Genomic DNA, 12,009 nt, shown 5'->3' on the forward strand with positions numbered 1-12,009 from the left:
GCACCGCATCGCTACTTTACGGGCTCGGGATGACGGACTCAAAACAGGCTCAAAACGTGCCGGGATACGCGCCGCCGTCGAGCAGCCAGTTCTGCCCGGTGATGTAGCCCGCATGGACGCTGCACAGGAACGCGCACGCCGCGCCGAACTCGTCGGGCGTGCCGAGGCGCTTGGCCGGAATCTCCCTCGTGCGCCGCGCGCGCAGCTCGTCGACCGTCGCGCCCTGCGCCTTCGCCGCGGCGGCGAGCGTCGTCGCGATCCGGTCGGTGTCGAAGAGGCCCGGCAGCAGGTTGTTGATCGTCACGTTGTGCTCGGCGACCTTGCGCGCGAGCCCCGCGACGAAGCCCGTGAGGCCCGAGCGCGCGCCGTTCGACAGCGCGAGCACGTCGATCGGCGCCTTCACGGCCGAGCTCGTGATGTTGACGATGCGGCCGAAGCGGCGCGCGATCATCCCGTCGACGGTCGCGCGGATCAGCTCGATCGGCGTCAGCATGTTCGCCTCGAGCGCGCGGATCCAGTCGTCGTGCGAGAAATCGCGGAAGTCGCCGGGCGGCGGGCCGCCCGCGTTCGTCACGAGAATGTCGGGCTGCGGGCACGCGGCGAGCGCGGCGGCGCGCCCTTCGGGCGTCGTGATGTCGCACGCGACGGCCGTCACGTCGGCGCCCGTCTTCGCGCGGATGTCGGCCGCGGCGGCGTCGAGCGTCTGCCGCGTGCGCGCGACGATCACGAGCTTCGCGCCCTCGGCCGCGAGCGCCTGCGCGCAGCCGCGCCCGAGCCCCTTGCTGGCCGCGCACACGAGCGCGGTCCGTCCTGCGATTCCCAGATCCATTGAGCGTGTTCCTTGCCGATGCCTGTCTGACGAAATCCTTCGCCGGCGGGGCCGCCGGACGCCGCGCCCGCGCGTTTCCCGCCGCCTGCGACCGAACGCGCACCTAAGCGCGCGCCGAAACGCCGATAATATCCGGATCGCGAGCGTTCATCTTCGGTAAACTTGCGCCTGTTCCGCGCGCGGACTGCCGACCCGGCCCGCCCGCCGCCCCCGAATCCCTTGAGCCGCCTCCTCCATGAAACAGGACAGCCGTTTTCCGAATCTCTTCATCCTCGACCATCCGCTGATCCAGCACAAACTCACGCACATGCGCGACAAGGACACGTCGACGCGCACGTTCCGCGAGCTCTTGCGCGAGATCACGCTGCTGATGGGCTACGAGATCACCCGCAACCTGCCGATCACGACGAAGCGGGTCGAAACGCCGCTCGTCGAGATCGACGCGCCCGTGATCGCCGGCAAGAAGCTCGCGATCGTGCCCGTGCTGCGCGCGGGCGTCGGGATGTCGGACGGCCTGCTCGAGCTGATTCCGTCGGCGCGCGTCGGCCACATCGGCGTGTACCGCGCCGACGACCACCGCCCGGTCGAATACCTGGTGCGCCTGCCCGACCTCGAAGACCGGATCTTCATCCTGTGCGATCCGATGGTCGCGACGGGCTATTCGGCCGCCCACGCGATCGACGTCCTCAAGCGCCGCGGCGTGCCGGGCGACCGGATCATGTTCCTCGCGCTCGTCGCGGCGCCGGAAGGCGTGCAGGTGTTCCAGGACGCGCATCCGGACGTGAAGCTCTTCGTCGCGTCGCTCGACTCGCACCTCGACGGCCACGCCTACATCGTCCCGGGCCTGGGCGACGCGGGCGATCGCCTGTTCGGCACGAAAAACTGACGAGAAAAACCGGCGATTCGCGCGGGCGCGGGCCGTGCCCCGCCGCCCGCTCACGCGCGGCGTTCCTTCGGCGCGCCGCGCCTCGCGGGCGGTTCGGCCGCGGCCCGGCCATCGTCCGGCAGCCGTTCGGCGCACCGCCGCGTGATAAAATCTCGTTCCACTCGACAACGCGCGGCCCAAGCGGCGCTCGCCCGCTCACGCGGCCGCCGGACTCAACGACAGACAATTGCTAAACGCCGGCGCGGCATGCGCGCGGGCGGACGGAGAAAAGTATGGCTGGTCACTCGAAATGGGCCAACATCAAGCATAAGAAAGCGGCGGCCGATGCGAAGCGCGGCAAGATCTGGACGCGCCTCATCAAGGAAATCCAGGTGGCCGCGCGCCTCGGCGGCGGCGATCCGAACTCGAACCCGCGCCTGCGTCTCGCGGTCGACAAGGCGGCCGACGCGAACATGCCGAAGGACAACGTGAAGCGCGCGATCGACCGCGGCGTCGGCGGCGCGGACGGCGCGAACTACGAAGAGATCCGCTACGAAGGCTACGGCATCGGCGGCGCGGCGATCATCGTCGACACGCTGACCGACAACCGCACCCGCACCGTCGCCGAAGTGCGCCACGCGTTCTCGAAGTTCGGCGGCAACATGGGCACCGACGGCTCGGTCGCGTTCATGTTCGATCACGTCGGCCAGTTCCTGTTCGCGCCGGGCACGTCGGAAGACGCGCTGATGGAAGCGGCGCTCGAAGCGGGCGCGAACGACGTGAACACGAACGACGACGGCTCGATCGAAGTGCTGTGCGACTGGCAGGAATTCTCGAAGGTGAAGGACGCGCTCGAAGCGGCAGGCTTCAAGGCCGAACTCGCCGAAGTCACGATGAAGCCGCAGAACGAGATCGAGTTCACCGGCGAAGACGCGGCGAAGATGCAAAAGCTCCTGGACGCGCTCGAAAATCTCGACGACGTGCAGGAGGTCTACACGAACGCCGTCGTCGTCGAGGAATGAACGTTGAGCGGCCGCACTTTCCGGCGAAAGGCGGCCGCAGCCGAATCTCGCGGCCGGCCCGCCTCGTGCGTGCCGGCCGTCCTATTTTCTAGTCTGCGGGGAATCCCATGAAACTACTCGTCGTCGGCTCCGGCGGCCGCGAACATGCGCTCGCCTGGAAGCTCGCCCAGTCGCCGCGCGTCCAGCTCGTCTACGTTGCGCCCGGCAACGGCGGCACCGCGCAGGACGAGCGCCTGAAGAACGTCGATCTGAGCTCGCTCGACGATCTCGCCGATTTCGCCGAGTCCGAAGGCGTCGCGTTCACGCTCGTCGGCCCGGAAGCGCCGCTCGCGGCGGGCATCGTCAACCACTTCCGCTCGCGCGGCCTGAAAATCTTCGGCCCGACGAGGGAAGCGGCGCAGCTCGAGAGCTCGAAGGATTTCGCGAAGGCGTTCATGAAGCGCCACGGCATTCCCACCGCCGGCTACGAAACCTTCACCGACGCGGCCGCCGCGCACGCGTACCTCGACGCGAAGGGCGCGCCGATCGTCGTGAAGGCCGACGGCCTCGCGGCCGGCAAGGGCGTCGTCGTCGCGACGACGCTGGAAGAGGCGCACGAGGCCGTCGACATGATGCTGTCCGGCAACAAGCTCGGCGACGCCGGCGCGCGCGTCGTGATCGAGGAATTCCTCGACGGCGAGGAAGCGAGCTTCATCGTGATGGTCGACGGCAAGAACGCGCTCGCGCTCGCGTCGAGCCAGGATCACAAGCGCCTCCTCGACGGCGACCGCGGCCCGAACACGGGCGGCATGGGCGCGTACTCGCCCGCGCCGATCGTCACGCCGCAGATGCACGCGCGCGTGATGCGCGAGATCATCATGCCGACCGTGCGCGGCATGGAAAAGGACGGCATCCGCTTCACGGGCTTCCTGTATGCGGGCCTGATGATCGACAAGGACGGCAACCCGCGCACGCTCGAATTCAACTGCCGGATGGGCGACCCCGAAACGCAGCCGATCATGGCGCGCCTGAAGAGCGATTTCTCGAAGGTCGTCGAGCAGGCGATCGCGGGCACGCTCGACACGGTCGATCTCGAATGGGACCGCCGCACCGCGCTCGGCGTCGTGCTCGCCGCGCACGGCTACCCCGATTCGCCGAGGAAGGGCGACCGGATCAACGGCATCCCGGCGGAAACCGCGCATTCGGTGACGTTCCACGCGGGCACGACGTTCGACGGCGACAAGCTCGTCACGTCGGGCGGGCGCGTGCTGTGCGTCGTCGGCCTCGCGGATTCGGTGCGCGGCGCGCAGCAGGCCGCGTACGAGACGATCAACCAGATCAACTTCGAGGGCATGCAGTACCGCCGCGACATCGGCTACCGCGCGCTCAGCCGCAAGACGGTCTGACGCGCCGCGTCGCCCCTTCGCGCGCCGCCTCCGCGGCCGGCGCGCCCTCTCCTCTGCCGGGGTTCGCTAGAATGCCCGGCAGAAGCATTTTTCGACGGCATCCGTCACGCGGATGCCGCCCCACATCGATGACCGATTCGACTTACGACGTCAACCGAGTACGCGCGTATCTGCAAGGGCTGCAGACGCGCATCGCCGATGCGCTCGGCGCCTTCGACGGCACCCCGCTCGCCGCCGACGCGTGGCAGCGCGGCCCCGGCGAGCGGCTGCGCGGCGGCGGCTGCACGCGCATTCTCGAGGAAGGCGGCTTCTTCGAGCGCGCGGGCATCGGCTTTTCCGACGTCGCGGGCGACGCGCTGCCGCCGTCCGCGAGCGCCGCGCGCCCGCAGCTTGCCGGGCGCGGCTTCGAGGCGCTCGGCGTGTCGCTCGTGCTGCACCCGCGCAATCCGTACTGCCCGACCGTCCACATGAACGTCCGGATGCTGATCGCGACGAAGCCGGGCGAAGCGCCCGTGTTCTGGTTCGGCGGCGGCATGGATCTGACGCCGATTTACGGCTTCGACGAAGACGCGCAGCATTTCCATCGCACGTGCCGCGCGTCGCTCGACCCGTTCGGCCCCGATCTGTACCCGCGCTTCAAGCAGTGGTGCGACGACTATTTCTTCCTCAAGCACCGCAACGAGGCGCGCGGCGTCGGCGGCATCTTCTTCGACGACTTCTCGGAGCTCGGCTTCGAACGCTCGTTTGAAATGCTGCAAAGCGTCGGCGATGCGTTCCTGCCGTCGTACCTGCCGATCGTCGAGCGGCGCCGCGACACGCCGTACGGCGAACGCGAGCGCGCATTCCAGGCATACCGGCGCGGCCGCTACGTCGAGTTCAATCTCGTGTTCGACCGCGGCACGCTGTTCGGCCTGCAAAGCGGCGGGCGCACCGAGTCGATCCTGCTGTCGATGCCGCCGACGGCGAGCTGGCGCTACGACTGGCGCCCGGAACCGGGCACGCCGGAGGCGCGCCTCTACAGCGACTTCCTCGCGCCGCGCGACTGGGCATGAGCCGCCCCGCCGCCCGCCGGGCCGATCCCGCGAAAGGACCCGTTCCGCATCCCGACAACGCCGGCCCGCCCCCGCTGCCGCGCCGCATCGGCATGCTCGGCGGCACGTTCGATCCGATCCACGACGGCCATCTCGCGCTCGCGCGCCGCTTCGCCGACGCGCTTCGCCTGACCGAGCTCGTGCTGATGCCGGCCGGCCAGCCTTATCAGAAGCAGGACGTTTCGGCGGCCGAGCACCGGCTCGCGATGACCCGCGCGGCAGCGGGCTCGCTCGTGCTGCCGGGCGTCGCCGTGAGCGTCGCGACCGACGAGATCGAGCACGCCGGCCCGACCTACACCGTCGAGACGCTCGAGCGCTGGCGCAAGCGGGTCGGCCCCGACGCGTCGCTGTCGCTCCTGATCGGCGCCGACCAGCTCGTGCGCCTCGACACGTGGCGCGACTGGCGCAGGCTCTTCGATTTCGCGCACGTGTGCGCGGCGACGCGGCCGGGCTTCGACTTCGCGGCGGCGTCGCCCGCCGTCGCGGCCGAGATCGCGAGCCGGCAGGCGAGCGCGGCCGTGCTGCAGGCGACGCCCGCCGGGCGCCTGCTGATCGACACGACGCTCTCGCTCGACGTCGCCGCGACCGACATCCGCGCGCATCTGCGCGCATGCATCGCGCGGCGCGCGCAGGTGCCCGACGCATCGGCCGAGCACGTGCCCGGCGCCGTCTGGGCCTATATTCTCCAACACCGTCTCTACCATCCCTGATTCCATGGATATCCGCAAACTCCAGCGTGTGATCGTCGACGCTCTCGAAGACATCAAGGCGCAAGACATCAAAGTGTTCAACACGAGCCACCTGACCGAGCTGTTCGACCGCGTGATCGTCGCGTCCGGCACGTCGAACCGGCAGACGAAGGCGCTCGCGTCCAACGTGCGCGACAAGGTCAAGGAAGCGGGCGGCGACGTCGTCAGCTCCGAGGGCGAGGACACGGGCGAATGGGTGCTCGTCGACTGCGGCGACGCGGTCGTCCACATCCTGCAGCCCGCACTGCGCCAGTACTACAACCTCGAGGAAATCTGGGGCGACAAGCCCGTGCGGATGAAGCTGGGCGGCCCGGCTTCGCCGAATGCGCGCGGCGCGCGCGCGGCCGACGGCGCCGACGAGGACGAGGACGCGGCCGACGAAGCCCCCGCCGCGCGCCCGGCCCGCAAGACGACGGCCGCGCGCCGCCGCTGACGCGCGGTTTCGCCGCTTGCATTGCGTTCGCCGCCATGAAACTGCACATCGTCGCGGTCGGCCACAAGATGCCCGGCTGGATCGCGACCGGCTTCGACGAATATACGAAGCGGATGCCGCCCGAGCTGCGGATCGAGCTGCGCGAGGTGAAGCCCGAGCTGCGCTCGGGTTCGCGCACGGCCGAGAGCGTGATGGCCGCCGAGAAGCAACGGATCGAGGCCGCGCTGCCGAAGAACGCGCGCGTCGTCGCGCTCGACGAGCACGGCCGCGACTGGACCACGATGCAGCTCGCGCAGGCGCTGCCCGCGTGGCGGCAGGACGGCCGCGACGTCGCGTTCGTGATCGGCGGCGCCGACGGGCTCGATCCGGCGCTCAAGTCGCGCGCCGAACTGCTGCTGCGCGTATCGAGCCTCACGCTGCCGCACGGCATGGTTCGCGTGCTGCTCGCCGAGCAGCTTTACCGCGCGTGGAGCATCACGCAGAATCATCCCTATCATCGCGCGTAGCGGCCGTCGCCCGACGCGCCGCGCACGCGCCCATCGAGACAAGACGATGCCCGACAGCGCCGCCGCCCCGTCCTACCCGTTCATTTACCTCGCCTCGCAAAGCCCTCGCCGCCGGGAACTGCTCGATCAGCTCGGCGTGCGCTACGAACTGCTGACGCCCGCGCCCCACGAGGACGCCGAAGCGCTCGAAGCCGAGCTGCCGGGCGAAGCGCCCGACCACTACGTGCTGCGCGTGTGCGTCGCGAAGGCGGAGGCGGCGCGCGCGCGGCTCGTCGCGAACGGCAAGCCGGCCGCGCCCGTGCTCGTCGCCGATACGACCGTGACGATCGACGGCGCGATCCTCGGCAAGCCCGCCGACGCCGCCGACGCGCTCGCGATGCTCATGCGCCTCGCCGGCCGCACGCACGAAGTACTGACGGCGCTCGCGGTGATCGACGCGACGGGCGAGCTGATGCCGCCCGCGCTGTCGCGCTCCGAGGTCCGCTTCGCGGCGGCGGCGCCCGCCGCGCTCGCGCGCTACGTCGAGAGCGGCGAGCCGTTCGGCAAGGCGGGCGCCTACGCGATCCAGGGGCGCGCGGCGGAATTCGTAGAACGAATCGACGGTTCCCATTCAGGTATCATGGGTCTGCCCCTTTTTGAGACCGCGACGCTGCTTCGCGCGGCGCACGTCTCCTTCTGAATCACACCATGAACGAAGAAATCCTGATCAACATCACGCCGCAGGAAACGCGGGTCGCGCTCGTCCAACAAGGCGCGGTGCAGGAGCTTCACGTCGAGCGCACGCTGTCGCGCGGGCGCGTCGGCAACATCTATCTCGGCAAGGTCGTGCGCGTGCTGCCCGGCATGCAGTCGGCGTTCATCGACATCGGGCTCGAGCGCGCGGCGTTCCTGCACGTCGCCGACATCTGGCAGCCGCGCGCGGGCGACGCGCCCGCCGTCGTGCAGCAGCCGATCGAGAAGATCGTGTTCGAGGGGCAGACGCTGATGGTTCAGGTGATCAAGGACCCGATCGGCACGAAGGGCGCGCGGCTGTCGACGCAGATCAGCATCGCGGGCCGCACGCTCGTCTACCTGCCGCAGGAGCCGCACATCGGCATCTCGCAGAAGATCGAGAGCGAGACCGAGCGCGAGGCCGTGCGCGCGCGGCTGACCGCCGTGATCCCCGCCGACGAGAAAGGCGGCTACATCGTGCGCACGATCGCCGAGGACGCGACGGGCGACGAGCTCGCCGCCGACGTCGCGTACCTGCGCAAGACCTGGGCGACGATCGTGGCGCAAGGCCAGCGCCTGCCCGCGACAAGTCTGCTGTACCAGGATCTCGATCTCGCGCAGCGCGTGCTGCGCGATTTCGCGAACGACGACACGACGCGCATCCAGGTCGATTCGCGCGAGACGTACCAGCGGCTCGTCGACTTCGCGGGCGAGTTCACGCCGGCCGTGAGCCCGAAGCTGCACCACTACACCGGCGAGCGGCCGCTCTTCGACCTGTACAGCATCGAGACCGAGATCCAGCGGGCGCTGTCGCGGCGCGTCGATCTGAAGTCGGGCGGCTACCTGATGATCGACCAGACGGAAGCGATGACGACGATCGACGTGAACACGGGCGGCTACGTCGGCGCGCGCAACTTCGACGACACGATCTTCAAGACGAATCTCGAGGCCGCGCACACGATCGCGCGGCAGTTGCGGCTGCGCAACCTCGGCGGGATCATCATCATCGACTTCATCGACATGGAGAACGCCGAGCATCGCGACGCGGTGCTCGCCGAACTGAAGAAGGCGCTCTCGCGCGACCGCACGCGCGTGACGGTGAACGGCTTCTCGCAGTTGGGGCTCGTCGAGATGACGCGCAAGCGCACGCGCGAATCGCTCGCGCACGTGCTGTGCGAGCCGTGCCCGACCTGCCAGGGCAAGGGCCAGGTGAAGACGTCGCGCACCGTCTGCTACGACGTCCTGCGCGAGATCCTGCGCGAGTCGCGGCAGTTCAATCCGCGCGAATTCCGCGTGATCGCGTCGCAGCAGGTGATCGACCTCTTTCTCGACGAGGAGTCGCAGCATCTCGCGATGCTGATCGATTTCATCGGCAAGCCGGTGTCGTTGCAGGTCGAGTCGAATCTGAGTCAGGAGCAATACGACATCGTGCTGATGTAGCGATCGCCGGCATCATCGCCGCCGCAAGCCGCGCCGAGCGCCGAGACGTACGGCGGCGGCACGCGAGCACGGAACCGGCGAACGCCTCCATACCGGAAGCACCGCAGGCCGCGTCGACCGGCAGGTCGATCGGCATCGCATCGGCGCCGACAGCGCGCCCCCAAAGAGCCCGGCCGCCAGCGGGCGTTTCAACATCGATTCGCCGAGAAGATGACGAATCGACGTTGGGAATCCTGAACGGCATTCACTCGTAGAAGAACCTGTCAGTCGAAGTCTCGACTTCCCCGCGCTTGCCGCTCTCGCATCAAGCCTCCTAGATTCGTTCGCAGACATGCGTCGCGCGCGGCAAGCAAGCCGTACGCCGGTCCAAGCGGCCTTTCGCGCAGCCACGATCCAGGGCCTGGCCGCGCGTCTTAAGCCACGCTTGTACCGAGTAGGCGAACGCGGACAATCCAGTACGTTCTCAAACACCGCGAAGGCTGAAATTGTCTCGCACCTGAAACGTCGACCGCCCGGAATCCGCCGGCGCCGACGCGAAGCCAGGTTCGTTCGCCTCGCCGACATTGCCGGGCGGCGAACCGCGACATCACCGCGAAATCATCCGCGCGGCACGGCGCTCGACGATCCCGATCAGGCTTTCGTCGCCCCCCCCTGATTCGAAATACCGGCGACGCGTGACATAATCCGCCGCAGCTCTCGAGTCCGTCCGTCATTCCGTCAAGGCCATGCGCAGCCTTCTCCATCGCAAGATCGGCAGCATGCTCGGATTGCTTGCAATCCTGATGGCGACGCTCGCGCCGACGGTTTCGCACACGCTTTCAAACAGCCATCATTTCAGCGAGCTGCCGAGCGCTTTCTGCTCCGCGCAGGACGGCACCGACGCAACGTCATCCGACTCGTCGCCGTCGTCCGAAAAAGCGGTTCATTGGCAGGCGTGCGCGTATTGCGGGCTGCTCGCGCACACGCCGGCGGTACCGAGCACGACCGCCGCATTCACGCCGACGATTTGGACAGTCCGCGCGACTGCCGCCGCGCCGATTTCGCCGCCTCGTCGCGTCTTCCCGTTCACCGCTGCGCAGCCACGCGCCCCACCTGTCCTATCCTGATCGAAGCAGTCATGCGGCGACGCACGCGCCATCGCGTCGCCGCGGCGTCGCGCCTCTCTCGACGGATGCGCGACCGCGCACATACGACCATTCAAAAATGGATAAATCATGCGCACCGTCGCACCTCGCAGCGGTATACCAGCGCTCGCGACGCTCGTTGTTCCGGCTGCCGTAGTCGCTACGCTTTTCGTTCCTTCTCTTGCCGCCGCCCACGCCATTGCGGGCAATCGCGTATTCCCGGCGACGATGGCGGTCGACGACCCCGGCGTCGGCGACGAGCTCAATCTGGAATTCGGGCACCTCAAGTCGCAGACGGACGACGGCGACACCCAGAGCGCCAACACGACGACGCTCGAATGGGACAAGCTGATCACGCCGAGTTTCGCGTTGTCGGTGACGGGAACCTACGTGAACGTGAATGCCCCGAACGGCGGCTCGGCACGAGGATTCGACAACTTCGCGGTCGGCGCCAAGTATCGCTTCTACGTGAACGCCGCACACGAATTCATGGCATCGGTCGGCGTGGTGGCCGAGCTCGGCGGAACCGGTTCAAAGGCGATCGCCGACCCGCACTCCGCGCTCTCGCCGACGCTGTACTTCGGCAAGGGTTTCGGCGATCTGCCCGACAGCCTGAAATATCTGCGCCCATTGGCGATCACGGGCGCCGTAGGACCGCGCCTGACGACCAGCAGCGCCGATCCGGATTCGCTGAACTGGGGCGTCACCTTGCAGTACAGCCTGCCCTATCTGCAGAACTTCGTGCAGGACGTCGGGCTCAAGCCGCCTTTCAGCAATCTGATTCCGGTCGTCGAGTTCCCGATGAGCACTTGCACCGGCGGCGCGTGCTCGGGGCATACCACGGGGACCGTCAACCCCGGCCTGCTGTGGCTCAATCGCTGGGGGCAATTCGGCGTCGAGGCGCAGATTCCCGTCAATCATGCGAGCGGCAAAGGCGTCGGCATCCTGCTGCAGGCGCATCTCTATCTGGACGACGTGCTGCCCGACTCGCTCGGCAAACCCCTCTTCGGCAAGGGAGAATGAACATGACCAAATTCGGCCGGCTTCTCGGCGCCTGCGCCGCCGCGGCTGCGGCGATCGCCTGCTTCGCGATCCCTTCGGCGGCTTTCGCGCACGTCTTCCCGCAAACGCAATCGCCGTCGGCGGGCGCCGAGGTATCGCCGCCCGCGAACGTGACGATCGTCTTCAACGGTCCGCTCGAGCCCGCCTTCAGCGCCCTCACCGTCAGCGATGCAGCGGGCAAGCCGGTGAATACCGCCAAGGCGACCGTCGCACCGAACGACGCGAAGACGATCAGCGTCCCATTGCCTCCGTTGGCGCCCGGCAAGTACACCGTGCACTGGGTGGCCGTGGCCGCCGACGGGCATCGGACCCAGGGCGACTACGCGTTCAAGGTGAAATGACGAAGGCCGATGTTGCATATCAGCGTCATTTTTCCCTGGTTCGACGCGTTTCGCGTCGCTCGCGCGTAGCCGTCCAATCCCCGGCCAGCGCGAGCGCATGCGTCATACGATGTCGGCGGCGTCGCCATCCGCCGTGCTGACGGCGCGCCGACGTCGACTCGTTTCGCTACGCGACGTCGCCGCCTCGTCGCGCGCGGGCTCGTCATGGCTTCGCGGCGTTGGAAACGCGCCGCCCCCCCGCGCGGCACGTATCAACGCTGCGACATTTTTCGCCGATTCCGAAGGGCGGCGGCATCCACGTCCGCGCGGCGTCCCCATGCATCCGGCAAGCGGCCGGCTTGGCACGTTGCTAGCTTCTTTCGACGCGCTGCCAATGGCGGATTCGACGCGCGGTCGAGGATGACTGGTTATCCGGCACTTCCTGATGGAAGCCATGCCGCGCCAGATTGTT

The 12,009-nt window shown here is 68.3% G+C and carries 13 protein-coding genes; 12 read left to right on the plus strand and 1 reads right to left on the minus strand.

Annotated features, from left to right (window positions below; genetic code table 11):
- Positions 1–49: 49 nt before the first annotated feature.
- Positions 50–829, minus strand: coding sequence for an SDR family oxidoreductase (locus BG90_RS02135; RefSeq protein ID WP_010102445.1), 780 nt, complete (start codon positions 827–829; stop codon positions 50–52).
- 235 nt (positions 830–1,064) lie between these two features.
- Between BG90_RS02135 and upp the strand changes: the two genes are divergently transcribed.
- The 12 genes from upp to BG90_RS02195 all read left to right on the plus strand — a co-directional run bounded on the left by upp (position 1,065) and on the right by BG90_RS02195 (position 11,558).
- The gene (gene upp / locus BG90_RS02140; protein ID WP_010102444.1) at positions 1,065–1,715 is read left to right on the plus strand and encodes a uracil phosphoribosyltransferase; all 651 of its coding nucleotides are present in this window, start codon (positions 1,065–1,067) and stop codon (positions 1,713–1,715) included.
- A gap of 272 nt (positions 1,716–1,987) precedes the next feature.
- Positions 1,988–2,716, plus strand: a complete 729-nt coding sequence (locus BG90_RS02145; RefSeq protein ID WP_010102443.1) for a YebC/PmpR family DNA-binding transcriptional regulator — start codon at positions 1,988–1,990, stop codon at positions 2,714–2,716.
- Positions 2,717–2,823: 107 nt separating this feature from the next.
- Positions 2,824–4,101 (plus strand): phosphoribosylamine--glycine ligase, encoded by a 1,278-nt coding sequence (gene purD / locus BG90_RS02150; protein ID WP_010102442.1) that lies wholly within the window; start codon positions 2,824–2,826, stop codon positions 4,099–4,101.
- Between the two features lie 128 nt (positions 4,102–4,229).
- Positions 4,230–5,153, plus strand: coding sequence for an oxygen-dependent coproporphyrinogen oxidase (gene hemF / locus BG90_RS02155; RefSeq protein WP_010114520.1), 924 nt, complete (start codon positions 4,230–4,232; stop codon positions 5,151–5,153).
- A 92-nt stretch (positions 5,154–5,245) separates the two neighbouring features.
- The gene (locus tag BG90_RS02160) at positions 5,246–5,902 is read left to right on the plus strand and encodes a nicotinate-nucleotide adenylyltransferase (protein ID WP_232239064.1); all 657 of its coding nucleotides are present in this window, start codon (positions 5,246–5,248) and stop codon (positions 5,900–5,902) included.
- A 4-nt stretch (positions 5,903–5,906) separates the two neighbouring features.
- Entirely contained in the window at positions 5,907–6,374 is a 468-nt protein-coding gene (rsfS, locus tag BG90_RS02165) for a ribosome silencing factor (protein ID WP_010114519.1), read from the plus strand.
- Positions 6,375–6,409: 35 nt separating this feature from the next.
- On the plus strand, positions 6,410–6,880 hold the full coding sequence (rlmH, locus tag BG90_RS02170) for a 23S rRNA (pseudouridine(1915)-N(3))-methyltransferase RlmH (protein ID WP_010102434.1): 471 nt from the start codon (positions 6,410–6,412) through the stop codon (positions 6,878–6,880).
- A gap of 46 nt (positions 6,881–6,926) precedes the next feature.
- Positions 6,927–7,559 (plus strand): Maf family protein, encoded by a 633-nt coding sequence (locus tag BG90_RS02175; protein WP_010114517.1) that lies wholly within the window; start codon positions 6,927–6,929, stop codon positions 7,557–7,559.
- A gap of 8 nt (positions 7,560–7,567) precedes the next feature.
- Entirely contained in the window at positions 7,568–9,031 is a 1,464-nt protein-coding gene (rng, locus tag BG90_RS02180; protein ID WP_010114515.1) for a ribonuclease G, read from the plus strand.
- 782 nt (positions 9,032–9,813) lie between these two features.
- Positions 9,814–10,137, plus strand: a complete 324-nt coding sequence (locus BG90_RS02185) for a DUF2946 domain-containing protein (RefSeq protein ID WP_232288869.1) — start codon at positions 9,814–9,816, stop codon at positions 10,135–10,137.
- Positions 10,138–10,245: 108 nt separating this feature from the next.
- On the plus strand, positions 10,246–11,178 hold the full coding sequence (locus BG90_RS02190) for a hypothetical protein (protein ID WP_025989732.1): 933 nt from the start codon (positions 10,246–10,248) through the stop codon (positions 11,176–11,178).
- Positions 11,175–11,558 carry a copper resistance protein CopC gene (locus tag BG90_RS02195; protein ID WP_010114509.1) on the plus strand — a complete coding sequence of 128 codons (384 nt, stop codon included), beginning with the start codon at positions 11,175–11,177 and terminating at the stop codon, positions 11,556–11,558. Before BG90_RS02190 ends, BG90_RS02195 begins: the two co-directional genes overlap by 4 nt.
- Positions 11,559–12,009 lie beyond the last annotated feature (451 nt).

The organism is Burkholderia oklahomensis C6786 (genome assembly GCF_000959365.1).
Lineage (GTDB): Bacteria > Pseudomonadota > Gammaproteobacteria > Burkholderiales > Burkholderiaceae > Burkholderia > Burkholderia oklahomensis.